This window comes from Dictyobacter sp. Z7_2 (assembly GCF_057551105.1).
This window is the reverse complement of record NZ_BAAJPE010000002.1, coordinates 2,481,954-2,507,772: the sequence shown is the minus strand read 5'-3', so window position 1 is coordinate 2,507,772 and position 25,819 is coordinate 2,481,954. Positions and strand designations below refer to the sequence as shown.

At 50.0% G+C, this 25,819-nt stretch carries 22 protein-coding genes; 7 read left to right on the top strand and 15 right to left on the bottom strand.

Translation table 11 applies throughout. From position 1 onward, the window contains the following. Positions 1–45: 45 nt before the first annotated feature. The 9 genes from AC27N8_RS24000 to AC27N8_RS23960 form a co-directional block, all read right to left on the bottom strand. Positions 46–1,809 (bottom strand): DUF2079 domain-containing protein, encoded by a 1,764-nt coding sequence (locus AC27N8_RS24000; protein WP_487070109.1) that lies wholly within the window; start codon positions 1,807–1,809, stop codon positions 46–48. A gap of 64 nt (positions 1,810–1,873) precedes the next feature. Beyond that, a complete protein-coding gene (locus AC27N8_RS23995; RefSeq protein WP_487070107.1) occupies positions 1,874–2,473 on the bottom strand; it encodes a metal-dependent hydrolase in 600 nt (199 codons plus the stop codon). A gap of 71 nt (positions 2,474–2,544) precedes the next feature. After that, on the bottom strand, positions 2,545–2,871 hold the full coding sequence (locus tag AC27N8_RS23990) for a Rieske (2Fe-2S) protein (RefSeq protein ID WP_487070105.1): 327 nt from the start codon (positions 2,869–2,871) through the stop codon (positions 2,545–2,547). Positions 2,872–2,901: 30 nt separating this feature from the next. Next, complete coding sequence (gene sufU, locus AC27N8_RS23985; protein WP_487070103.1) at positions 2,902–3,306, bottom strand: Fe-S cluster assembly sulfur transfer protein SufU; 405 nt, start codon at positions 3,304–3,306, stop codon at positions 2,902–2,904. A gap of 92 nt (positions 3,307–3,398) precedes the next feature. Then, entirely contained in the window at positions 3,399–4,682 is a 1,284-nt protein-coding gene (locus AC27N8_RS23980; protein ID WP_487070101.1) for a cysteine desulfurase, read from the bottom strand. Positions 4,683–4,880: 198 nt separating this feature from the next. Next, a complete protein-coding gene (sufD, locus tag AC27N8_RS23975) occupies positions 4,881–6,335 on the bottom strand; it encodes a Fe-S cluster assembly protein SufD (protein WP_487070099.1) in 1,455 nt (484 codons plus the stop codon). Next, positions 6,328–7,152, bottom strand: a complete 825-nt coding sequence (gene sufC, locus AC27N8_RS23970) for a Fe-S cluster assembly ATPase SufC (protein WP_487070097.1) — start codon at positions 7,150–7,152, stop codon at positions 6,328–6,330. The genes sufD and sufC overlap by 8 nt, the downstream gene beginning before the upstream one ends. A gap of 112 nt (positions 7,153–7,264) precedes the next feature. Continuing rightward, complete coding sequence (locus tag AC27N8_RS23965; RefSeq protein ID WP_487070095.1) at positions 7,265–7,756, bottom strand: RrF2 family transcriptional regulator; 492 nt, start codon at positions 7,754–7,756, stop codon at positions 7,265–7,267. Positions 7,757–7,863: 107 nt separating this feature from the next. Further along, positions 7,864–8,685: a class I SAM-dependent methyltransferase gene (locus AC27N8_RS23960; RefSeq protein WP_487070093.1), complete on the bottom strand. Its 822-nt coding sequence runs from the start codon at positions 8,683–8,685 to the stop codon at positions 7,864–7,866. Between the two features lie 326 nt (positions 8,686–9,011). Here AC27N8_RS23960 and AC27N8_RS23955 point away from each other — a divergent pair, with 326 nt between their 5' ends. The 4 genes from AC27N8_RS23955 (at position 9,012) to AC27N8_RS23940 (ending at position 12,126) form a co-directional block, all read left to right on the top strand. Beyond that, on the top strand, positions 9,012–9,461 hold the full coding sequence (locus AC27N8_RS23955) for a hypothetical protein (RefSeq protein WP_487070091.1): 450 nt from the start codon (positions 9,012–9,014) through the stop codon (positions 9,459–9,461). Then, positions 9,458–9,739 carry a hypothetical protein gene (locus AC27N8_RS23950; RefSeq protein WP_487070089.1) on the top strand — a complete coding sequence of 94 codons (282 nt, stop codon included), beginning with the start codon at positions 9,458–9,460 and terminating at the stop codon, positions 9,737–9,739. The genes AC27N8_RS23955 and AC27N8_RS23950 overlap by 4 nt, the downstream gene beginning before the upstream one ends. A 114-nt stretch (positions 9,740–9,853) precedes the next feature. Then, positions 9,854–10,738 carry a 4-hydroxy-3-methylbut-2-enyl diphosphate reductase gene (locus AC27N8_RS23945; protein ID WP_487070088.1) on the top strand — a complete coding sequence of 295 codons (885 nt, stop codon included), beginning with the start codon at positions 9,854–9,856 and terminating at the stop codon, positions 10,736–10,738. A 26-nt stretch (positions 10,739–10,764) separates the two neighbouring features. Further along, on the top strand, positions 10,765–12,126 hold the full coding sequence (locus AC27N8_RS23940; protein WP_487070087.1) for a helicase-associated domain-containing protein: 1,362 nt from the start codon (positions 10,765–10,767) through the stop codon (positions 12,124–12,126). 192 nt (positions 12,127–12,318) lie between these two features. On the opposite strand, the gene AC27N8_RS23935 is transcribed toward AC27N8_RS23940, so the two are convergent. Next, positions 12,319–12,648: a hypothetical protein gene (locus AC27N8_RS23935; RefSeq protein ID WP_487070086.1), complete on the bottom strand. Its 330-nt coding sequence runs from the start codon at positions 12,646–12,648 to the stop codon at positions 12,319–12,321. 345 nt (positions 12,649–12,993) lie between these two features. On the opposite strand from AC27N8_RS23935, the gene AC27N8_RS23930 reads away from it, so the two are divergent. From AC27N8_RS23930 to AC27N8_RS23920, 3 genes are all read left to right on the top strand, one after another. Beyond that, a complete protein-coding gene (locus AC27N8_RS23930) occupies positions 12,994–13,488 on the top strand; it encodes a YajQ family cyclic di-GMP-binding protein (protein WP_487070084.1) in 495 nt (164 codons plus the stop codon). Between the two features lie 184 nt (positions 13,489–13,672). Continuing rightward, positions 13,673–17,629 (top strand): tetratricopeptide repeat protein, encoded by a 3,957-nt coding sequence (locus AC27N8_RS23925; protein WP_487070082.1) that lies wholly within the window; start codon positions 13,673–13,675, stop codon positions 17,627–17,629. Between the two features lie 201 nt (positions 17,630–17,830). Continuing rightward, positions 17,831–18,514 carry a hypothetical protein gene (locus AC27N8_RS23920; protein ID WP_487070080.1) on the top strand — a complete coding sequence of 228 codons (684 nt, stop codon included), beginning with the start codon at positions 17,831–17,833 and terminating at the stop codon, positions 18,512–18,514. Between the two features lie 267 nt (positions 18,515–18,781). On the opposite strand, the gene AC27N8_RS23915 is transcribed toward AC27N8_RS23920, so the two are convergent. From AC27N8_RS23915 to AC27N8_RS23895, 5 genes are all read right to left on the bottom strand, one after another. Continuing rightward, positions 18,782–19,489, bottom strand: coding sequence for a hypothetical protein (locus AC27N8_RS23915; protein WP_487070078.1), 708 nt, complete (start codon positions 19,487–19,489; stop codon positions 18,782–18,784). Between the two features lie 121 nt (positions 19,490–19,610). Then, the gene (locus AC27N8_RS23910; RefSeq protein ID WP_487070076.1) at positions 19,611–19,895 is read right to left on the bottom strand and encodes an RHS repeat-associated core domain-containing protein; all 285 of its coding nucleotides are present in this window, start codon (positions 19,893–19,895) and stop codon (positions 19,611–19,613) included. A 528-nt stretch (positions 19,896–20,423) separates the two neighbouring features. Beyond that, a complete protein-coding gene (locus tag AC27N8_RS23905; RefSeq protein WP_487070074.1) occupies positions 20,424–23,318 on the bottom strand; it encodes an RHS repeat-associated core domain-containing protein in 2,895 nt (964 codons plus the stop codon). A gap of 96 nt (positions 23,319–23,414) precedes the next feature. Next, the gene (locus AC27N8_RS23900) at positions 23,415–23,981 is read right to left on the bottom strand and encodes a hypothetical protein (RefSeq protein WP_487070072.1); all 567 of its coding nucleotides are present in this window, start codon (positions 23,979–23,981) and stop codon (positions 23,415–23,417) included. Positions 23,982–24,689: 708 nt separating this feature from the next. Further along, positions 24,690–25,814 (bottom strand): lipid II:glycine glycyltransferase FemX, encoded by a 1,125-nt coding sequence (locus tag AC27N8_RS23895; RefSeq protein WP_487070070.1) that lies wholly within the window; start codon positions 25,812–25,814, stop codon positions 24,690–24,692. Positions 25,815–25,819 lie beyond the last annotated feature (5 nt).

Below are 25,819 nucleotides of genomic sequence, written 5' to 3'. Positions count from 1 at the left end.
CATGCCGATCTTGTCAGAATTATAACATTCTTTTCTATCGGAATGCTATGATTTTACCCTTACTAAAAGTATAACTCCATCAGCCTGTGCAATAGGACGAAATTCTCCTGTACGCTCTAGCTGATTCAATACATCCAAGAAGTTATCCGAATAAGCCTTATTCTCAGGAGAAGCGTTATCTAAATCGACGATCACATAATCAACCAGCTTATCCTGTCCAGGAGTAAGCGTACGGACAGTCAAGACAGGAAAAACCGTCACATAGCGTCTCTCAGTCAAATGTGGATTGATATTACCTCCCGCTGATACAACCGCATCGGGAGGAATCATATCCAGCAATTGCTGAATATGCTGCTCACGTGCGCCGGGACTGTGCGTCGCCAGAAAGCTATTGAGCAGAGGCCAGCTCACGGTAATGTTGAGTACAATCATCGCCACCACCCAGACAGCAAAGACCGTTTGCAACCAGGAGACTGGTAGCCAGCGAGCCAGATCTACTATACGTTCACGAAACAGTTGTAAACGCCTGCGAACGGCAGATAGTAGCGTCGAGAGACGTAAGCGCTGCACCAGAGTACTCACGGCTCTGACAATCCAGGACCAGACACGTACAACAAACGTCCAGATAAGCATAAGCACAGCGCTAATACCCGGAACAGGTTTCCCCGCCGCATATGTAGTACGACCCAATACGACCTCTTCACGTAAAAGCTCTTGCTCAGTAGTCTCATCGCGTGCACCATACCAGAAGCCATACACACGCCTGAAACCCTGGATCGCGGCAATGACAACAAAAGGAATAATGGCAGCGTGGTAATGATAGATACCGTTGTGCTGATACGATGCCGATGCTAACAGGTTAATCGCCAGCGATGGCAGCGTCGGCAGGAGCCATTCTGGAGCGAGCAGAGCAATAAAACCGGTACTGCGCAAAAGGCTGGCGATATAATAGAGACGATCAGTAGTAATCAGTACACCAAAGAGCAGCCACGGGCGACGCAAGATATTAAAGATGGCAGCAGTTGGCGTCACCCCCAGCGCCTCATAGCGGTACCAGAAATTATTCGACTGCGCTCCGACATTGAAATGAGGAATAATAATCAGAAAGGCGATAGCGCTCCAGACGATGCCGCCAATAAAGACAGCAGTGCCCAGGCGTGGTATCTGATACTTCCAGATTGCCAGCAAGGCCAGCAGAGCAACCACCGCTCCCATCTCCTCTTTACAGGCAGCGACCAGGATACAAAGGATCACAAACCAGACATGCCGTCGATAGGTCAGGGCAAGCACAGCATAGAGCAGAAGAGGAGTTACCAGCGTCACGGGATGAAAATCAAAGATATTCTCACCGAGTGTCGCCGGAGCCAGAAAATATCCCAGCACCATCACGGGCGCGAAGAGCGGCAGGGTAGGCAAAGATTTGCGCGCCAGGATAAATACAGGGATCGCTCCAGCGGCAATAGCCAGCGTCTGAAAAATCAGCAGCGTGCGTGGATCAGCAAAAAAGAGATAGAGCGGGGCAAACAGCAAAAATATCGGTTCAACGTGCTGCGCCAGGCGAATAGGAGCTCCAAACCAGTTATCCGAGCGATTAGTGAACTCAAGGAAATGACCGTGGAGCGTGTTCCAGGTCGCCTGGTCCATGTTGCCCAGATCAAAAGCGGTCGCCCCATAGGTTGTGTAGCGCAAAATAGATTGCTCGCATAACACAACGGCATACACTACAATGAAAACGATCAGTAGCAGCCAGGCGATACGTTTTTGTAACGAGAGCGAAAAGGAGACGCCCGAGCGAAAACGTTTTATCATGTTATTCTCTATAAAATACATTGAGAAATGGCGACAGGCAAACATTTCTCAACCAACAATAGTTCTATATGACAATCACAGCATTGTAGATACCCACAGCCACAAGAATCATCACTGCCCAGACGATCACAAACTCGGGCCAGCTCCCGGTGCGAAAGCGCCAGTGATAATTGGGTGGAAAGCCGAAGCGTTTCTTGTAAGGCCAGAGCAACGGCACACCGCCCAGAGTCAGACCATCGGCCGCAATATGAAAGATACAGCCAAATAATACGCCAAAGAAAAAAACATGCGAGCTTGTCACAAAATGGGCCGGAATTGTGTACCCACGCAACGCGAGCAAGGAGCTCACAACATTTTCAAATGCGATGGCGAGCACAGAGCCAAAAACCAATCCCAACAGGCTATGAAAGAACGTGCGATGTCCCGCAAGTCGCTGAATCTCTTTACTAATAAAACCTAGCTTATGTCCCAGGGTACTGCGAGCATTATCGATATCGGGCAAGAGCGCACCAAGCGCCACGGCACAATAATAGACCCCTTTATCGACCAGGAGGTTAAGTGAAACTTGATGAGCACCCGTCAAGGGAGCACCACTAAAATGGAACAGGCTATCCGCGACGACGCCCGCCGCCAATCCAATCAGGAGATGAGAGCGACCCTGCATGTGGAATCCTTTCAATTGCCGTGATTACATCAGAGATGATTGTATGGTGCTCTGCCCAAACTGTCAACAGACTATTCAAAAGCGGGCGGGAGGGCAATCAAGACGGTATCGCCGTCCACTTTGACGGGATACGTGTATAGATCCTGGCGGGCGGGACCACGCAACACTTTGCCAGTGCGGACATCGAAGCGTGCGCCGTGCCATGGACAGGTGATGGCACAGCCATCAAAATCACCTTGATTGAGGGGACCACTGATATGGGTACAATTATCAGTGAATGCATAAATGGCATCCTCTAGCTTCACCACGCAGACCGGTTCACCATCGACCTCACGTGCGTACAGCTTGCCTTCCTGCAATTCACTGACATCGGCTACCTTATAAAATTCATCAGCCATAGATACAATATTCTTCTACTTCATTAAAATTTATTCGTCGTCATCATCGCCCTGAGGCTTCTCCAGGCCAGCGATAGCCAGACCGCGATGCAGGACACGCAGCGATAAAAATGCACATTTTGTGCGAGCAGGACTGATCGGAATCCCCAACGCATCGAGGACATCATCTTTTCCCAGAGCGATCACCTCGTCGACAGTCTTACCCTCAATCATCTCAGAGAGCATTGACGCCGATGCCTGACTGATCGCACAGCCGCGTCCTTGAAAGCGCACGGCAGTCACAAGATTATCTTCAACCTGAAGATCCATCCCTAATTGATCGCCGCACAGAGGATTTGAATCCTCGCAATGGACATCAGGCTCATCTAATTTGCCATAATTGCGTGGATCTTTGTAATGGTCCAGGATATATTCCCGGTACATATCCATTGACATCGACATCCACTCCCTTCATTTACTGAGTACGGATACTTGCATTCCGCAATGGGCCTCTCTGCGCGAGAGGCCAGCATACTTTCTTACAACGATTAAAAGTGAAAAATCTGCTGCGCTTTCATTAAGCCCTGTATAAGTATATCAACTTCCTCTGGCAGTGTGTAGATATAAAAGCTGGCACGTGCCGTGGCCGCGAGGTCATAGTGATCCATCAAGGGCTGAGCGCAATGATGTCCCGCCCGAATGGCGACTCCGACTTCTTGATCGATAATGGAGGCCAGATCGTGGGGATGGACATCTTTGACGTTGAAGGAGATCACTCCACCGCGCTGTTGCGCAGACGGTCCATAAATAGTAATGTCGGGGACCTCTTGCAGCTTCTCTAGCGCGTACGCGGTGATCGCCTGCTCATGTGCCTGGACCGCCTGCATATCGAGCGCCTGCAAATAGTCGATCGCAGCTCCAAAACCGATCGCTTCGGCAATCGCAGGAGTACCAGCCTCGAATTTCCAGGGGAGATCATTCCAGGTCGACTCGCGCAGCTTCACGGTACGGATCATATCGCCGCCGCCCATAAAGGGAGGCATGGCTTCCAGAAGGGCTTTCTTACCGTAAAGAGCACCGATCCCTGTGGGACCAAGCATCTTGTGGCCGCTAAAGCAGACAAAGTCCGCATCGAGAGCCTGCACATCCAGCGGAAGATGGGGAGCACTCTGAGCGGCATCCAGCACCACGATAGCGCCTGCGGCATGCGCCTGCGCAATCATTGCTTGAGCTGGATTGATCGTTCCGAGCACGTTCGACATATGGGTAAAAGCAATCAATTTTGGTCCCTGCTGGAGCAATTGAGCATAGACATCCAGATCGAGCAGACCATTATCAGTCACAGGAATGAATTCCAGCCGTGCTCCCGTACGCTGAGCCAGCAATTGCCAGGGCACGAGATTGCTATGATGCTCCATCTCGGTCAAGATGATCAGGTCACCGGCGTGAATATTAGCGCCACCCCAGCTATAAGCCACAAGATTGATGCTTTCCGTGGTGTTGCGGGTAAAGATGACCTGCTTGCTCTGACGAGCGTTGATGAAACGAGCGATTTTGACACGCGCCTTTTCCATCGCGGCTGTAGCCTCTTCGCTCACCTGATAGACACCACGATGTACGTTCGCGTGATACGTCTGGTAGTAGTGGCTCATCGCTTCGATGACCGCCGTGGGCTTCTGAGAGCTGGCAGCGCTATCGAGAAATATGAAAGGTTTGTCGTCGTGGATCTTGCGCTTGAGAATGGGGAAGTCGTTACGAATATCTGCTACGCTACGACCAGCAAAAGAAAACGACTCATCTGATGCGCGTGTGCTTTGATTAGATAAAACCATGGTATACACAACCCTTACTGCTTCGCTAAAGAAGAGGATAAGTAATCAGCAAGGGTGGTCGGGAGAGGAGGTATGTCCAGACAGAACGTATCTCAAAACAGACGTTCTGGCCTTCATACTTCCTCTCAAGGTGGCACACAAACAGGTCACCTTCAGCCACCAATGTGTGATCGCCCCTCAACCAGCATATCGACAAAATTAGTATTCCGCGAGCTGGATCTCTTCATCGCTTGATCGACTATCCAGACTGATAGCGACCTCATCAACGCCTTCGATCTCCCAGCGCTCTTGAGCATCGACCCACGTATCGGCCTCGCTCTCAAACGCACCACTCATGCGGCTAATAATGCTACGACGCAGGCGGAAGCGCAGGTTTTCAACCGGGATACGCTGCAAGACAGGCTCGAAGAAACCTTGCACAATGATGCGCTCGGCCTCGGGACGTGAAATACCGCGTACCATCAAGTAGAAGAGCTGCTCTTCATCGATCTGACCCGTAGTCGCGCCGTGGCTGGCGCTCACATCGTTGGCGGCGATCTCCAGACCTGGAATGAACTCGCCACGTGCCCCCTTGCTCAAGAGCAGGCCGTGAGCCGACAAGAATGATGTTGTCTGCTGCGCGTTTGGACGCACGCGAATCATACCATCGAACTCGACGCGTGAGCGATCTGTCAGAACGCCCTTCACCAACGTCTCAGCATTGGTCGAGAGACCGATGTGATCCGAGAGGGTATTGATGATATAACGCTGCTCATGGTCGGCAAAGAAGACTCCCACAAGCTCTCCCGCGCTCCCATTCCCCTTCAGGCCGGCACCGATCGTTTCCACGTTGACTTTACTGCCAAGATCGGCAAGGACAAACGTGACGCTGGCATCGTTGTCGTAGACAGCATTCTTGTCGGTGATGTTCCAGACGTTCTGAGCCAGATCCTGAAGATTGCTAAACTCAACGCGTCCTTCACGCTTCGAGAACACTTCAACCACATCACTCAACAAAGCAGGAGCCTCATGAGGGGTGGTCGAGTTGTATTCTTCGACAAAGCGTACACTGCTCTGCTCTTCCGCAATAATCAATGTATGTGAGAAGATTGAAGCAAGGTCATGATCAACCCAGACTTGCGACAGAATAGGAGCATCGATCTCTACACCCTTTGGAATGTAGAGAAAGAAGCCACCGGTCCAGAAGGCCGCATGCAGTGCGGTATACTTACTGGTCGCGACGGGCACACAACTGGTCATGAAATACTCGCGCACCAGATCAGCATGCTCACGCACAGCGGTATCCAGATCAGTCAGGATAACCCCTTGCTGCGCTAATTCAGCGTTCAGCTCGGTATGGATCACGGTCGAATCGACCTGCACAATCAAGCCAGAGCGCTCGTTTACCAGAGACGCCTGCAACGAACGCTGCACAGCATCCGGCAAAACGTCGCCCTTCTCGGCCGGAGTAAATGGACGCAGTTGTTGAAAATCAAAACCGGCCATCGTCCTCAACGTACCGAGATCACCACGTCGACCAAGGGGGGCCTCCGTATTTTCATAAGTTTCCCAGGCCTGGAGACGCAACTGTAGCATCCACTCAGGCTCCCCTTTGTAGCGCGACAACTCTTCAATCGCCGCACGGGAAAACCCTGGAGCTAACGTATTAAGCATCGGCAGTTACCTCGCTGGCAGTCTCAGCAGGACGCAGCCATTCGTAGCCCTTCTCTTCAAGCTCGAAGGCCAATTCCTTGCCGCCAGATTTGATGATACGACCGTTGAACATCACATGGACAAAGTCCGGCTTGATATAATTCAACATTCTCTGATAGTGGGTGATCAGCAGGATACCCAGATCAGGACCTGTCAACGCGTTAACGCTCTCGGAGACGATACGGAGTGCATCGATGTCCAGACCAGAATCGGTCTCATCCATCAAAGCGATCTCAGGCTCAAGCAAAGCCATCTGCAAGATCTCGGCACGCTTCTTCTCACCACCAGAGAAGCCATCATTGATCGAGCGATTGATAAAGCTATTATCCACACGCAGCAACTTCATCTTGGCCTGCAGCAGTTTGCGGAACTCTCCCGGGGGAACGGTCTTACGCTTGCCAATTTTGCCGGTAGGATTCTCACCCTCTTCGAGTGGCTTGTTGCCTTCGCGTACGGCTTCAAGAGAACGGCGCAAGAAGTTTGCGACGCTCACACCAGGGATCGACATGGGATACTGGAATGCCAGGAAGAGGCGCATACGAGCGCGACGATCCGGCGAATATTCCAGGATGTTCTCACCCTTAAACCAGATCTCACCATCGGTGACTTCATATTTTGGATTGCCCATGATGACATTGGACAATGTGCTTTTACCAGAACCATTTGGTCCCATCAGAGCATGTATTTCACCCTGACGGACGGTCAGATCAACGCCGCGCAAAATCGGCTTGCCTTCAATGTTGGCATGGAGATTTTTAATTACAAGTTCAGATGCCATATCCTCAAAAAACCTTCCTTTTAGATAAAGGACGAAAACTGATTATGTTAAAGGACGAAAACGAAGTTTCGCCATCCTTGACAGGTAGAAGGAAAACAAAGCCCTTGTGAGCTCAATTCACTCGCACATCAGAGAGCGCAATAAACTGTGCAGTTGCGCTGGCACCAACAGGCTCATCCTGAGACATCGACGCCAACTCGGCCAATGTCATCGAGTCCAGCGTCTGAGCAACAGCATCTCGAACTTTCGTCCAGAGATATTTCGTTTTACAGGCGTCAAGAAAATTACAAACCTGAGTCATCTCGCCTTCTGTCGCGCAAATCATCGGAGCAATTGGACCCTCTAGCACACGCACAATCTCTCCCATGGAGATATCATTTGGGTCGCGGCTTAATTTATAGCCACCATGAGCACCACGCGTACTCACAACTAACGGAGGATCGGCTTCGCGGAGAAGCTTTACAAGTTGCTCTAAGTAAGCTAACGGTAACGTCTCTGACAGAGAAATATCTGTGAGGGACCGTGGGCGGCTACCGTAATGACGGGCAAGATCCACCATGATCCGTACACCATACTCACCTTTTGTAGATACACGTAACATCATGGTTTCTCCCTTCTGAGCACATCGTCTGGTATGATTACAAATTAATCCGACCTATTCACTAGGATATATTCTAGCACCTGGGAAGGGAGAGCGTCAACTGCCATTATTTAAGACGATAGGGCATCTTTTGGCTTGTATCCGACCACAATCTGACGCGTTCCGTGTCCAAATGGCTTCCAGGCATAATCTCCATAGATAGCCTCAACACGAAAGCCGGTGGCCAGAAAGAGCATCTGGAGCTCACGGGGGAAGAAAACATGCATATCGAGCTTCGAGAGGTAGCGCTCATTCTCTCCAGTGGACAGGAATTTCTCGTGCACATATGTAATATGCTGAGTCTGTTCGATAGTATCGTAGCTTCTGGTCGTATACAGCATCATAGTGAAATCGTTGTCAGGAGATTCTACCTCATCCTCCAGGTAGACGGTCGAGGGGCGATTGAGAGCATCGCTGAGATAATCGATATCGGGCAGAAAGGTATCGACAACGAAGCGTCCGCCGGGAGCCAGATGCTCATAGGTAGCGTGAAAGGTATCCAGTTGTTCCTCAATCTCGTGCAGATGGCTGATAGAATTAAAAGGGAGCAGAATCAGATCATATTCACCTTTATGTGGCAGTTGATAAGCACTCATATCGCCTTCGTGCAAGGTCACACGCTGCTGGATCTCGACAGATTCGCGCTCCAGTTTACGCCGATACGCTTGCAGCATACCGTGATCGATATCCAGACCATCCATCAAAAAAGCGCCGGGATTGTGGAGCAGATCTAAACCGATACGCCCGCTGCCGCAGGCCAGTTCGAGCAGGCGCGTCGGCGTGTAACGCATGACCAGTTCGCGCCAGAATGGCAGATCTTGCACAGATTGGCTTTGATATTCCAGGTCATAATCCTCAACGCGCTTATAGTATTCACCCATATCGTGGGGCATGATGATTTTTATCCTTGTCATAGCAGCAGCGAAGATCAGCTTAACCTTGTTCGCTACACGCAAAATAGTAAGTGTACTACCTGAGGATATCATACATGCTTATAACTCAGCAATCGAAAGTCAGGGCTAACCTACGCGCTCCTACGCTCAGCGCATAACGAAACGACGTATGAAGCGACAAAATTTCTAACCGCGACCAGGGATACACCGTAGAAGAAAATACAGGGTGCGCCTGATGCCAAGTACAGAGTATTTGCGGTAGTATCTAAAGAGCATCTATTTTAAGCAAGCAATTATTTATAATCAATGTCAGAGGAGAATAGTCGATGCAAGACATAGCAGCAGATGTGGTGTCAATGGCTGACGCCTGCCTTGGTGGATTACCAGGACGCTCGGCGTTGCTCATAGGACCTGAAGAACTGCGCTCAACCTATCTCAAGCTGCTTCGACAGGCACGCATGAAACATATCTATCAGGAAGACACGCCCGCCAGACTGCCATCTATTCTCCCATACGTGCAGTTACTCATCTACATGCCCGCCCTCACGCGAACGCCGGACGGTGGAATCGTCGTACCGCAGATCACTGCCGCGAGTATCGCTCAGGGATGCGATGGCAGACGCACGCCGCTGCTTATCTTTGATCTCGCTCCCACCACAGCCGTCGAGGAATTGGCTGGACTCTTACCCGCCGTCTGCCTCTATACCCCAAATGATATACATAGTATTCTCGATAAGGCTGCCCTGAAGAATCAAGCCACCATGAAAGCCTGTTGAACAATCACAACGCTACTGCTCTGTCAACGGCCATCGGGCCGATGTTGCATTGGAGATATGCATCCCAGTGGGGTGAGATGCTCACCAACGTAGCGGCGCGGCTCCGCCGTGCTGTCTGTGACTCGTACGACTCGGCCTGGGAGCGTCTCGCAATGGAACGCTATGGGCAACGTGATCGTGCGGGTAGTGACAGCACGGCGGAGCCGCGCCGCTACATCGGTGAGCCTGGACGCCTGGTGCGAGGGATCATCATTCTTGTCCAGGCAACGTTGCGATGACTTCTGATTGAGCACTACTAGCGCGATATTGCATTAAACAGTATAATGAGAAATCAGAATAGCCCTTTTACAGAGGGATATAGACAAAAATAAAAGCGATTTGGGAAAAGATAAATGGAAGTCATCAAAATCTCGCCCCGTGGCTACTGTTATGGTGTAGTCGATGCGTTAACGATCTCACGAAATGCGGCGAAGGATACAACACTACCACGCCCGATACATATTGTCGGGCAAATCATACACAATCAGCACGCCATTGATGAGTTGACGGGGATGGGTATTGTGACGCTTGATGGCCCCGATCGCGTGACTATTCTGGAACAGATCACGGCCGGGACAGTCATTTTTACGGCCCATGGAGTCTCTCCTGAAGTCAAAAAACGAGCTCAGGAGCGCGGTTTGACATGCATTGATGCGACCTGTCCTGATGTCACGAAGACACACGATCTGGTAAAAGATCTGGTAAACAAGGGCTATTATATTCTCTATGTGGGGAAAAAGGGGCATCCCGAGCCCGAGGGCGTTATGGGCGAGATCCCCGGACATGTGAGTCTGGTAGAGGTTGAGGCCGATGTTGACGCGCTGCAATTAACTCCGATCCAACAAGAGAAAATCGCCGTCTCTACTCAGACAACGCTTTCACAATGGGATACGCGGCGCGTGATTCGCTATATTAAAGAGCGCTATCCACAGGCTGAGGTGCATGTGGATATCTGTGCCGCGACGCAGACGCGCCAGGAAGCGGTCGCCGCTCAGGCCAAAGGAGCTGATCTCACAGTCGTGGTTGGCGATCCCCGCAGCAATAACACCAATCGCCTGGTACAGGTCTCCGAGGAGCTGGCCGGCGTGCCAGCAGTACGTATTGAGGATCTCTCACAATTGAAACCCGAGTGGCTGGTGGGGAAAAAACGTATTGCAGTGACAGCCGGAGCCTCTACCCCCAGTCAGCTCACGCGCGAGGTTATTCGCTATCTGGAAAAATATCCCACTGAAGTATAGAAGTACAATAGAGGTAGAGGGGAAAAATGCTGAAAGAAACCACCATTGCGCCAGAAGTTGTCATTCCAACGGAAACAACGATCCTCTATGACATAGCCACACTCATCAATAATATTTATCAGACTACCATAGAACCAACCAAAGAAGGTCGCATCCCAAAGCGCATCACAAAAAAGCTCAGGCCCGCACTCAAAGCCAAAGTGCGCTACTATTACGACGATTCTGAGATGTACATCGATATGCTAATCAACGTACTGAGAGCACTCAAAATCGTCACCTACACCTATCCACCTTTTGAAGACACTAAACCTTACCTGGCTCCTGGCCCCGCCTTTGCCACCTGGAGCAGTGAAAACGCTTTCCATCAAACGCGTAAACTACTCAACCAATGGAAAAATAATCATAATTGGTTGGACGTCAACATGTTTTCCAATGACGACTTTAATCGCGGGCTCCATATTTTTGGAAACTACCTCCTCGAATACCGGCGCATGCTGCTTGAAGAGATCAGTCACTGCGCGACGGGACCCTGGTATTCAATGGAGGCGATTGTCCGACAGGTCTGGGAGGAGAATCCGGTACGCATTTCGCAGATCAGCATGCGACCTCAGGCGTATTATCGCAAAGCCAGTGTCAATTCATCGGAAGAGAAGTACAGAACCTGGGCTCAAAGCGCCGCGCCAGTCTTTGTCAATATGTTCTTCTCCTCGCTGCTTGAGTTAGGCATCGTCGAAATTGGACATTCCAGAATAGAGGATGAGCATCAAGTGCTTTTCAGCACGTGCATGTTTCGGCTCACCGAGTTCGGTGCCGATGTCCTGAACGAAGACAAAAAGGTATCTAAAAATACAAATCAGACTCCCCAGAAGCTACTGATCGTACAGCCCAACTATGAAATACTCCTCATGCAACCAGACATGCCAACCTTATACCACATCCTGCCCTTCACACAGGTCAAACAGATCAACCTGGTAAGCACATTGACACTTACCCAATCGGCACTGATTCGAGCCATCCAGAACGGCTTACGTACAGAGGACGTCATCGCGACCTTGAAAAAGCTCAGTCAAAAGGAATTGCCACAAAACATCGTCTACACGCTACAGGACTGGGGCAAGCAATACAAACAAGCCTCCATTTCCCAGGCAGTCCTGCTAGAACTTCCCAGCGAAGAAGTAGCACAGCAAGTCATGAAACAACCTTCACTGGTGAAAATGGGCATCCGTCAACTGGCTCCCTGTCTGCTAGCCATCCCACAAAAGTTTAACGGCTCCATCAACGTACCAGCCATCCGCACAGCCCTGGAAAAAGAAGGAGTCATGTCGCACTTCATCGCGCCCGCAGGCTCAAAATCGTCTGGCTACAACGATCCCGACGAATACTTTTAAGAAGCATCTCCCCAACAGACGTAGCGGCGCGGCTTCGCCGTGCTGTCTGTGACTCGTACGACACTGTTGCCATGGGGTTCAATTGAGAGACGCATCCAAGCCTTTTCATACGAGTCACAGACAGCACGGCGGAGCCGCGCCGCTACGTCGGTGAGCGTTTCACCCCATTGCCTTTCTTTACAGTATTGGACGCTACTTTTGGCTGGCCTGGATGAGTTGGAGGGCTTGCTGACGTGCTCCTAGCTTTGTCAGGACCAGGACCTGTTGGAAGATGGCGTGCTGCAAAAGGCTGCATTGGAATTTGTATCCAGATGCATCGATACTGACAGGATCAAGGACGTGGCTCTGCTGGAGTTTGTGCAGTTTGAGGGCGAAAAAGGCCAGGCGAACCAGTTCGAAGGTGCAGCCTTGTTCGATAGTGTTGGATGAATGGACCACACGCGGCAATACTAGCGTAGAAATCGTGACAAGCTCCATATCCGCCTCATCCTGGAGCGTGCCGGAGCGCATACTGAGCACCATGTACAGATCTCCCTCGTATTACATCTATGAGATAGCATGTATGAATATTGACCACCCCGCTAAAAAAATCTATCCTTATACAAAGAGATCGGTAGCAATCCGGCAGAAGAGTATAGTGAACAGAGAATACAGAGATATTGTGATCTCACTCCATTTCAGTGTACTATAAGGTGTCATCGCCCTTCGTTGGTTTTAAAATTGTGCCACTTGGGGGATAAAGTGGAAACAAGAGGCGAAATGCGCTACAATGCAGAGAAGGTATAGACTAAGCCAGGTAGCTAAACACGTAGCGCATTCCTCTGCTAGCCATTTTGTACCATTTATGAGTTAAAGAGAGGGATTTTCATGGCAGGCGACTGTTCATTCGATATAGTATCGCAATTTGATGAGCAAGAACTCGTCAATACGCTCGATCAGACGCGACGCGACGTGCAGACACGCTATGATCTGAAAGATACTAAAACCGATATTGTTCAAAGTAAAGATTCGATTACGATTACGACCGATAGCGCTCTTTCACTGAAAAATGTGCGCGATATTCTTGAATCGAAGGCCCTGCGCCGCAAGTTATCGCTGAAGATTTTTAAGCCGGGGAAAGAAGAAGACGCCGCTGGTAGCCGTGTCCGACAGGTGATTGAGCTACAGCAAGGCATCACACAAGAGCAAGCGAAGGAAATTAGTAAAATTATTCGCGAAGAGCATCCCAAAATTCGCACACAGATTCAGGGTGATGCGGTACGCGTGACCGCAAAAAGCCGTGATGAGCTCCAGGCGGTCATAGCTCTGCTCAAACAGAGAGATTATCCCATCCCGTTGGATTTTATTAACTATCGTAGTTAGTGACGGAGGCATGGACATCGAGTACCAGAAATCTTAGTACTAAGGTCCCAGAAAAAGTGTCCATGCCTCCGAATTGTTGTACCCTAGTCTCTGACTAGACCAACAGAATTCGGTGCCATTCACCAATGGTGCGAGCACTGAAGAGTTGCTCAATTGTGCGCCCATTCGAGAAAGTGAACCTTTCATGCCTGGGAACAGACAAGCCTATAGTACGGCTATTAATACAGCCGATCGGCATCGATGGGATAGTCGCTGGTCGGACGCATTACAAGAATACCAGATAGCGCTCACCGAGTTCCCAGATGATGCTACAGCTCGTAGTGGTCTAGGGTTTTGCAATATGCAAATGAAGCAATGGCCGCTGGCGCTTCAGGAATACGAGTATATTTTACAGCGCGATCCCAGCAACGTCATTGCATTGAGTAAGACCGCCGAGCTCTACGGCATTTTGAATCGGCGTGAGGATGCCTATCATGCATACGTGCATTTAGCCGACCTGTACGCACAGGCTGGTCAGGGTGCGCGAGCGGAAGCAGCCTGGCAAAAAGCAGTCCAATTATCCCCAGGCAATCCGGAGCCACACGAGCGGCTTGCAAGCTATTATTTCGAGAAGAAAGACATCTCCCAGATGTTAGCCGAGCGACTGGCAGCCGCTCAGGGATATCTGCTTCGAAATGAACCTGGCCCCGCACGTGTCCATTGTGAGGAAGTCTTACGCGCCGATGCCACAAACGTGCAAGCGCAACAGCTCCTGGCTCAGATACAGACAAGCAGCGCTTCTGAAAGTTCAGGAGCAAACAACGCATCAGTTCGTTCAGACCCCAATGCTGGGAATCCGGCGAACGACCAAGCAGAACAAAATCAATCATTCACCGGATCAGTAACATCGGGAAATACAAGCGGAGGGAATACTGGCATCATGGGTAATATGGGTAGCGCGGGTAACTACGGCGGAGCTAACAATTCTGTTTCACCAACGGCCAATGGGAACGGAATGAATGCTGGCTCACGAAAAAGGATCACTGCCAATCAGGTCACAGGGGCTTTACAGCAGGCGCAAACATTTCAGAACCAGGGCCGTTTCAATGATGCTATTGACCTCTGTGAGCAGATCCTGGAGAGCGGCTTTGATCGACCGGATGCACGATACTTTTTAGGATGGCTTTATCAGGAGCAGCAGCGCTGGGATGAAGCGATTCAACAATTTCAGAATCTTCTCAACGATCCTGACTATGCACTCTCGTGCTACTATGCATTAGGCCAATGCTATCGAGCACGTGGTGACCTGCGCACCGCCACCGTCCATTTTGACGAGGCCGTCGACCGGGTCAACTTAGATGCCTTGACAGCTGAAGAATCAGATCAATTGGTCCAGCTGTGTCAGGAAGCGGCAGAAGCTCATCGTCTCCTGGGAGAGCAAGAGCAGGCACTGACAGTCTATAACGCTCTGCTTGGCTTCTTGCGCAGTCGCGGCTGGAGCGAAAAAGTGGCACAGGTTGAATATATGTTGCAGCAAGCGCAAAATGCTTCTGCGCAGGGCGCTGCCCCTGCCGCGCCTGTTCGCTCCTCGACGCCACCCCCAATGGGAATGCAGACACAGGCCCCCATGCCTCCATCGAGCGCCAACAACGTACCAGAAGCACCAACGATGGAGATCCAGGCAAACATCATCAATAATGCGCAGGCGGCTCCCTCACAGAATGGCGCAGCAGCCGGCGAGTTGCCCGATTGGTTGACTGGCATTCTAAATGACGACAAGTCGCAAAATGTACAGCGACCAGCACAGCCACAACCAGCGGCACAGGCGGCACCAAACACCGATCATGACTATCGATCGCCGCTAGCACCAGAGTCCACCGTACCAGCACCAACATCCCAGGCGGACTCTGGAGGCCCGGCATCCATTCCATCCTGGCTCACGGATGAGGCCAAACCTAATGCGACACGTGTGCTGCCAGAAGAGGTAGTACCACCGGCCGCTCCGCCGCCAGTCCAGCAAACGCCACCAGCACCAGTCGCGCCACCGCCAGTTCAGCAGCAAGCGCCATCGCAGCCATTGCCAACGGCATCGGCACCTTTAGCGCAACCTGACCAGATTGCGTGGCAGACACCTGCTCCTGTGCCACAGCCACGACCGCAGGCGCAGCCACCGGCACCAGAGCTATCGCCATTCCCCATCTCGTTCGAGGAGCCACAATTGATGGTGCCAAGCGCACCATTGCGACCCGTACAGGAACAAAGGCCAGGCTTTGAAGACTTACTCAATCAGATGGCAGGCACGCAGGCCAATGGAATGGGACAGGTTGCCGACGCGGTCCTCAGCAGCACAGCCAACTTACCTGAAAGTATCCGCATGCAAGTCGTGAACTCGATGCAGGATATTCAGAAATATATCAATCATGGCTTACTGGCTCGCGCAACTGAGGAATGCTTACGCGTCATCGATATTGCACCTCAATATCTGGACGTACACCAGGTCTTATGCGAGATTTATGTACGCCAGGGCAGCGTTGAGCAGGCGGTCTCCAAATATGGGATTCTCGTCGATACCTATGTCGTGAATGGACGCATCGATGATGCCATCGCTACATATCGACGTATTCTCCAATTAGAGCCCAACAACATCACCTATCGAATGCGCCTGATCAATCTGCTGGCGTCGCATGGACACAAAGAGGATCTCCTACGTGAGCGTACGCTGGCTGCAGAGGCATATTTGCGCCTGGGCTATATGGATCGAGCGATGACAGAATTGGAGCAGGCACTCCAGGAGAGTCCAACCAGCGTTCCGACACGTCTGAACTACGCGCTGGCCTTACAAAAACTGGGACGCTCACAGCAAGCGGTTGCCGAATATCAGCGTGTGCTTCAGATCGATCCACGCAACATCACAGCTCTCGTACGCTGGCACACCTCAATGATCACAACCATGGGCACGCCACGCGCCACGTCGCTGGAGGTTCTCTCGCGGATTCGCTGGCAGCTGCGCGGCGAAGGACAAAAGCATGCACGCGCCGTGATACGTGAATATACACAGAGTACCGAGATCTATCCAAACAACTCCGACGTCCACTATGCCCTGGGTCAAATCTATCATCAATGCGGATATTATGATCGCGCCGTCGAAGAGTATTCACAAGCGGTACGCGACAGTCACATTGAGGTCTTTGCACGAGCCAGTGCCGCACAGGCGCTCTTATCTCAAGGCAGACCAGAGGCCGCCATCAAGCAATTAGAGCAGGCTCTACAAAATGTACGCCTCAACCCGCAAGCAATTGATCCAGCCACCTGGGCCGCACGCCCACGCGAAGACGGTGAAGAGCATCGAGCTCCCGAAGTCGAGATCTCATCGCAGCTTGCCAAAGCCTACGGGCGTACAGGTCAACAGGAACAGATGCAAGCCATCCTACGGCAGATCAAGCGCGGCAAGCCCGATCAGGACGAAGTTGCATCCAGCCTGACCGATATCTCAGAGCACCAGAACGGAGATATCAATAGCACATTGCAAGAGTACACCGATCTGGTCCAACACTATCGCAACAATCGCCAGATCGACAATGCCATTAACGTGCTCAACGAAATGGTACGCATGGCACCACAGGATACACGTGCTCATGACGAGTTGGCAGACATCTATGTCAGCCGTGGCCTGCTAGATGAAGGAACAGCGGAACTCCGCCTATTAGCTGATATCTATCTACGCCAGGGCAAGTTGGAGCAGGCTGGAGAAACTGTCAGACGTATCGGAAACATCTATTCAGACATGGGAGACATCGAGGAAGCCCTGACCAGCCTGTTCAGAGCCGCCGAACTCAATCCCAACTCAATGGATCTGCTACGCGAAGTCGTCGGCTTCTGTCTACAACTCGGTCGCACACAGGATGCGGTCCGCTATCAAGAGATGATCGCACGCAACTACTTCGAATCTCAACAGGTCAAAGAAGCAGTTGCTGCACTTCAGCAGCTCATCACAATCGACCGCTCGAACTTCGACGCCTATGACATGCTCGGACAAACCTATCAATCAGTAGGAGAATACGAACAAGCCAGCCGCGTCTATCGCAACCTGGCAAAAGTGCAACCCGGGAGCTCAATCGCCCGCGAACGTCTCGCCACCCTGCAAGAACTCCGCACACGCTAATCACACAACAATGGGGCTTGATCGATGTCAAGCCCCATTAATCCATCATCTTGCTCGCCTCCACTTTACTTCTATGAGATCTCAGCGTTTATATATTGAGAATTTATTTTTTACCCAGCATAAGAGACCAATACTCTTCAGAGATAAAAATAGCTTCCCATTTAGAACAGCTTCAACGCAAAATCCCAATGAGAGGTCAAGATGAAGTATACAGATCATATTGTCATTGAACGCCCACTTGAAGACGTCTTCCTCTGGTTATTTCAACCACAACATATCGTTCAATTAATCACACTAGATCCCACAAAAAAAGCCATGCCACCGGAAAATATCCCCGAACGCTTTAAAAAGTATGGGAACGAAGGTCCCGAAAAACATGATGCCAGACCTCCTTTATGGGAACAGTCCGAAACAAGCATTGAGATACAAAATCTTTCAACACCAACCTTGCAAGCCGGCACAACATTTCAATATATTATGAGAATTAGACGCCGCTCGAAAACATTACCAAAGGGCTTCCCCGGGAACTTTCCTGAGACTTTCCCTGAATTTCCAGACTGGAAAACAATGACTTCAGGCTCGATCATCATCAAAAATTCGGTTGCTCCTACATCTTTCGCCTTCAAGCAGAGACGTCGTTCTTCTTTCCAGGATCATCTTCTGACCTTCCAGGCTCAGCAAGAAAAAACTCTGCTTACCTATACTGTGTCAACGCGTTCTGGAAAGGTGGGATCTCAATTAGCATGGCTATTCCTTTCAGCATTAGGCCATGGACTCAACTCCTTTATCATTCTCAGTGAAATGGCCGTATGGCTGCACCTGGCACAAATGAAAACCTCAATAGAAGAGGAAATTGACCAGGGAAAAGCTCATTCGTCTGTGTAGATTTTTACTTATGCCGCACCCTCCAGAAGTTGTGATCAGTAGAGCTGTATCTCTGTCATCATTAACTATAGTCCTCTTACTTATGCCTTTTAATTTTCCTATATTGATTGAACAAAACATTGGTAAGAGATGTGAAACCTATTGAAAAAACTAAACCGATACAAAGCATATCGATAATAGGCAAATGAGTGATAACTGTTTCTAAGCATGCATAACAAAAAAAACCAATGCAAAAAACACTCAATTTAATCCAAGGACTCTTCATCGCTACTCCTCATCAATAGATTTATTATTCTCTCTTTTTGGATATTTTCTACGCCAATCAATAAGTAAAGTACTGTAAACAAATATAATAATTGCCAATATTATAAACATAAGCCAATATGAATCAAAATGGAAAGGTAGTACTGACATAAAAAATGAAACGGTACCTTGTGCTAATAATAAAATACCCATCATATTACTTACATTGATAAGGTAATCAGTTGCGTAGTTATTTTTGAAACTATTAAATACGTCGAATAGACCATTCAAACAAAGGAGCAAACCAAAAATACCTAACAAAATTCTCAGTGTAGATAAAAAGGACTCAATCTCTAGCATAATTATTGGCAAAACGATAATAATCCCAACACACAACAGCTCTAAGAAAAAGTGTCTTGCGCTATTTTTTCTCCGTAAAAATGTAATAAAATTCAAACCAACAAATCCAGCAATACAAAATATAGATAGTACAACTGTAAAATATAATCTACTCATACTTATCCTCATAGCATTCATAAATACGATAACTGCTGCCGGAACAGCACTAACTAATCCCCCTAAAACAGCACCAACTGGCCCATCTAGAAAAGCACCGATAAGTGCACCAGCCAGAGCTCCTATGATCGCAAGACCGCCCTCTAAGCCTTCTGTAGCAAATTGAAACTGTTGTAGAGCCATCAGAATTATTTGTAATTGTCCATGCAAATGCATTCCAACCTCCAGAAATAGTTGACGTTCCATGTGGATCAACGTTATTAGTGGGATCATTATCAGCATAGACGTACGGATTGGCCTTGATAGCCTCCTACAAACTGCCACTGACTGGTGTTGCCTACGTCCAGCGTCCAATGTGCGCGTCATAGAAACGTATTCCGAACTTGATCAACCCGGTGGTTTTGTCGGTATAGCCACCGGCGTAGCCCGAGGGATTGATCAGTCCGCTTTGTACCGTTCCGCCTCCCAGACCGCCAAAGGGGTTATACCCATAGCCCGCTACTAATGCTCCGCTGCTATCAGTCATCCCAACAATGGAACCGAGCCCATCGAAGAGATAGTAGTAAGAGTTACTGGCAGGAGCCCATTTGCTATTGAGTAGGCTACCAGCTACAGAGCACATACTTGTTGGTAAGCGGTCAGCGAGAATCTATTTCAGCCTGATTGGCATACCCACTAAAAGCTTCATCTAAGAGTTCTTTTTATTTCTATTTTTCCAGTAGAATCGTACATTACTTATGAGGAAGAAGATACTAACAATAATAAAAATGATGGTAATCATCCTTCCGATAAGTATCGGAAATTGATTAGTAAGAAGCGAGTAGAGCAAGCTGAGAGTCAGAATAGTCCAGATTATCATACCAATGATTGATCCAACCAACAGGCCACGTTTAGAACTTAATTTTTGCATGGCTTTATGTCCCTTTTATGTGAATACTCATCCTTATGGTTTTTCCTCAAGCTTGTTTGATGAGTTCCTGATTGTAAGGAGATACACATTATAATGTTGTTTTAAAAAGAGAGCTAAAGTTTTTTTATTGCTCTGGCTCTCTTTATCCTAAAGAAGATACCAATAGCTACTTTAGGTCATCTATCGATAAATTCTTAAGGCAGATTGTGTATATCCCTTTGATGTTATATGTACGAATACTTAAAAACAGCCGAGTACATGCATGGCTACACCTGCAGATGCAAGTCCAAATGCAAGTTGAACCCCTAATACGATCCACCCTATGACAGGAACAAATTTTTCTGCAACATTAATACCAATATCAGCCAAAGCACTAATAAGACCTGGCACCGCTTTGGCAGTAGTAGTAAGTGCGGCTGCAAGATTGCTAGAGCCTCCAGTTATACCTAGTGCTGTAAAAAAAGCGACTGCTCCGGCAGACGCACAAGCCCAAAAACTTGGTGTATTGCCATTGGGGTCATTTTCATTGATAGGATCATTATCAGCATAGACGTAAGGATTGGCCTTGGTGACCTCCTGCAAACTGCCCCCAATCGGTGTCGCCTGCGTCCAGCGTCCGATGCGTGCGTCATAGTACCTGATGCCGAACTTGATCAAGCCGGTGGTTTTGTCGGTATAGCCACCGACGTAGCCCCACGGATTGACCAGCCCACTCTGTACCGTTCCCCCACCGACGTTGCCGAAGGGATCATAGCCATAGGTTGCCACCAACGCTCCGCTGCTATTGGTCATGCCCACGATGGAACCTAAGCCATCGAAGAGATAGTAGTAGACACTTCCCGCCGAGGTCCGTTCGCTGTTGAGCATGCCACAACTACAGCGGACATACTCGTTCGTGTTGGTCGCTGACGTTTTCTCTGTACTCAGGCCCAGGCTCGTGTACACCGTGGCGTTCGTGTTGTTACTCACGCGATCGGTCTGACTGGTGCCACTATAGCCATAGGCATAGCTGCTCGATGAGCCCGTTGCCGTCCCAGTGCCACTGGTATCCTGATTGGTTGTGTTGTAGGTGTGCGTCTGCGCCAGGCTTAATGGTCCTGGACCCGAGGTGCCGTTGGTGACACTGGTCTGATTCCCATTACCATCGTACGCATAGGTCGCACTGCCTGCATTGGTCCCGGTCGCACTCGCCGACGTCAGTTCGTTGGCGTTGTTATAGGTATACGAAGCATTGAAGGTTGAAGCTCCAGCATACGTCTTGGAGGTCATATTGCCATTGGGATCATAGCCCACCGTCCACGTTTGATTCGGATTGACGACCTTGGTCAGACGGTTCTGACTATCATAGCTGTAGGTGCTCGTCACAACCGTCGAATAGTTGCCAGCTGCATGGATGGTGGCCGTCTGCACCACATCTTTGAAGGCCGGCGAGGTCCCATAGGTGTAACTATAGCCAGTCATCGGGGTACTCACACTTGCAGATGAAGTACAGGCCGTACTGGTACTACTCATCGTGCCACCGATATTGGTCTTCTCACGACCTGCGGGATCAAAGGTCAGGAGCATGCCGGTACCGTTGGGATAGATGATGCAGTTGCGCTCATTCGTATTCGTGTATCCATAACGCGAGACGCCACCGCCAGGGGCCGTTAAGGTATCCATCAAGTTCGCTGCATTGTAGGTATAGGTCGTGGTGCCGGTGCCGTCGTTGAGACTGGTCAGGTTGCCGACGCCATCATAGACGTTCGTGATCACCGTCGTCGAGGGCAGCGTCTTGGTCAGTTCTCGATTGAGGGCGTCATAGGTGAACGTTGTGGTGCCCGTGCTATCGATCTCGGTCAGCACATTCCCATTCGCGTCGTACGTGTAGCTCACCGAGGGCGTAGGCGTACCACTGTAGACAACAGTGGAGACACGATCCTCTTTGTCATAGGTAAAGGTGGTCGTGTGCCCGTTGCCATCGGTCTCTGTCTTGAGACGACTCAGTTGATCGTAGGTCATCGTCGTCGCTCCCAGAGGAGCCGTTGGCGTGACCGTGGTCAGATTGCCATGCGCATCGTAGCCGTACGTCGTCTGATGTCCATTGGTGCCAGCGGCGTTGCGATCGGGATCGCTTTGCGAGGCCACCGTGCCATCAGCATTATAGACATACGTCAATGTATTGCTACTGGTGTTGTCTTTCTGCGTCAACATATTCCCATTTGCGTCGTAGGTGAAGTTGGTCACATTACCCTGTGGGTCCGTTTGCGTATCAGGATAATACGTTTGATTGGGCGCATTGTAGGTTGCCGATGATTTTGCTCCGCTCGCATCCGTGGAGGTCGTCAGGCTGTTATTACTATTATACCCGAAGCTCGTCACCTGCGTGAGCGCGTCGGTCGACGTTGCCACATTATAACCCGTGCTGTCAAATTTCTGCGACGAGGTATGTCCCAGAGCATCTTTGACACCGGCTACCTGTAAGGTACTGCTGTCATAGGCATACGTGGTACTATGCCCATTTGGATCGGTGACGACCGTGCACGGCAAGGTTTGCCCGGTGATGACGTTGCTACAGGCGCTATCGCTGCTGACATGATACGCAAACGTTGTCGTGCCCATTTTTGCGTCGGTGATCGTGGCGATCTGTCCGGCCGTGTTGTAGGCGTACGATGTGCTCTGGTTGAGCGGATCGGTGATCTTCTTGATGCGACCGACACTATCGTACTGGAAGCTGGTCGTCTTGAGATCAGCATTGGTCAATGACGTCAAGGCAAAGGCGGTATAGCCATGGCTGATTGTCTTGCTGGTGCCATCGGTGGTCGTGATGGTGTAGGACGTCACCTGATGCAGATTGTTGGCCCCATCGGTCCCATGATTGAACGTGATGGTGCGTCCCTGCGTATCGGTGATCGTGTTGAGATCCCCATTCCCACCGTAGCTGTATTGGACGGCATTGCCATTCTTATCGCCTTCGACCAGGAACGAGCCATATTGATTAAAGCCCCAGTACGCACCCGTGTTATGGAAGGTGACGCGATAGGTACCGCTGCCTGCGGCCTTGATTGAGGCATTGAGTCCGGGAGCATCGTCGAAGCCATTTGGCTTGGCACTATCGGCAGCGAAGAAGGTCGAATAGCCACTGGGTCCATGCAAAGTGATCCCGCTCGCCACGTTGCTCAGGTCGACCGTGATGCCACGACCGGTGCTGAAGAACCACAGATTGCCATCATCGAGCAGCGCCGAGGGATTTTACTCGCTGTTGTAGTCGCTACCGACCGAGACGCTGACGCCGGTGCCGGCGACATGCAGTTCAGAGGTACTTAGCAACACGTTGCCGTTGGCGACGTTGACTTTCATCGCCACCTGATCGGTGAGTTTCTTTTGATCTACATAGCTGTAGAAGGGCAGATCTCCCAGACCATCATAGGTAAAGGCCGAGGCGGTCATTGGCGTTACGGTCTTTGGGGTGACTGTCCGTGCCTGGGTCTGCGGTGCAGATGTGTAGGTTGCAGCCAATGTCAGAAGCAGTTGATCGAGTTTCTGAATGCCAGTCTGCGTCGAGGTGGTCACATGCGTCGTCGATGATACCGTGTGCTGAGCCTGCGAGTTTGTCGTCGCGACTGCCGCGTGGGCATGGGATGCCATGCCCAGAAAGCTCAGAAAGAAGCCGGTCGTGACAAGCGTGGTCACCAGCGCCAGACGAAGCACGGATCCCGCAACGTGTCCAGAGGCAGGCCGTCGCTTCCTCTCCTGAGATGTCGAATGAAGTGACTGTGACGAGGCATCGTCATCTTGAGAGGATGATTGGGTCATCATAAAGAAGAAATCCATTTCTGTGTACAAGAAACAAAAAAATAGACGCTTGAAAACGTGAATACCTGTGTGTCAAAAACAAACATGGGTATCCATACATACTAGATATATTCGGATTCACAGATGAAAAGCTGACATCCGCATATAGAGAGGCATAGAAACAAATGCATGATGGCTGATTTCCAACATCAATTAGAGCAATTTAAACAATCGCTGACCAGTAGGTATTCCATTCTCTAGCATTACAGAGTATACACAAGCAAATAAAAAGAAGTCAATGGATATCTATCGAATAAAGTGACAATTTTCATCATAAATCAAAAGATACTCAAAATAGAGTAGTTTTTACATACTGATGAGGCAGGAGTGATTGGGCTCGATTGAGCTCAATTCCCTTTTAATGACTTTACAAGCAATTCATAGATTTGACTCAACAATAGATGAGTTTATTTTATGTAGCAGATATTAACGGCAGAGCTTATCCATATTTGACAGCTTCAGGGCGAAAATTTATGCGAAGACTTCACTCACAGATAAAGTTAGGAAATTGGGGATTGACTTGAGAAAAAACGGCACGCCACGCCATTCGTGTCCGACAAGGAAGACTATGAGGAATATATTGATCTGTACCGATGCTTGGAGGATGTAGCCACACGCATTTTAAGTATTCAAAGAGCGTGGCTCGAGACGGTTAAGCAGTAGCGTCCAATACTACGCTCTTTCCAAAGGTGGAAGAGACTGCTTTTGAGCCTTCGTGGGATCAAGTACTGCTGAATTGACTGCGTGTGTGGCCTGACGAATTTCACGACGTGAATCCATCTTATGCTTCATATCCAGCATAGTGCGATAGAGGCTATAGGTTAGCGGCCGATAGGCAAGGTCATGTGTGGGCAAGGACAAGAGAGCATGTCCGCCGAAGCCACGTTTGAAGAGGTAGACGCCCCACATCTCCTGGCCTTCTTCGAGGATGACGGGGATGCCACGGAAGTTGTAATATTGACAGCCCTGTGTTTGAGCCCACTGGATAGCTGTCCATTGCAGGAGATGATTCGGCATCTTTTCGCGATGCTCGTTGGAGGAGGCACCATACATGTAGTAGGCCCAGGGACCTGCCAGGAGCATGATGATGCCAGCGATCACTTGGCCTTCATATTCGGCCAGAAAGAGTGCGGCCCGCTCCTGCTCGCCCAGGATGCGCAGCATATCAGCGTAGAGAGATTTATCATTGATGAAAAACTTGTCGCGAGCGCTGGTAGTTTCATAGACGCGATAGAAGGCATCGATATCATCCTGTCCAGCGCCACGACGCACAACAACGCCTTTACGGCCCGCCAGTCGAATATTATAGCGCCACTTATCTTTCATGCCAGCCAGCAGCGTCTTCGCGTCGGGACGGATATCGAGGACCCATTCGTTGCGGATATGGACATAGTAAGGATTGATTTGAAAGCCGCGACGTTTCAATGCTGATAACCAGTAACTGTTATCATCGGGTACACCGGGCTCAACTTTTAGCATGAAAGCGTTGCGCCGTCGCGCCTCTACTTTGACATAATTGAGCAGGACGGTCAAGGCGGGTGAGGCAGGATCGTTTACAACTGGTCCACGCGGTGCATAGAAATAGGTCTGCTTGAGCACGGGGACACGCGACACAATGATCAACATCGCAGCACACAACGAGCCAGTATCATCCACCACGCCAACCCGCAACGTCTCATCGGCTCCCAGATACGAGCCGAATTCTGCCCACTCATACGTCTGTGTGATATTGCAACAAACGGATGACAGTACAAAGTCGTTCCAGCGTTGACGATCTGTGATAATTTGACCTTCCATACAAC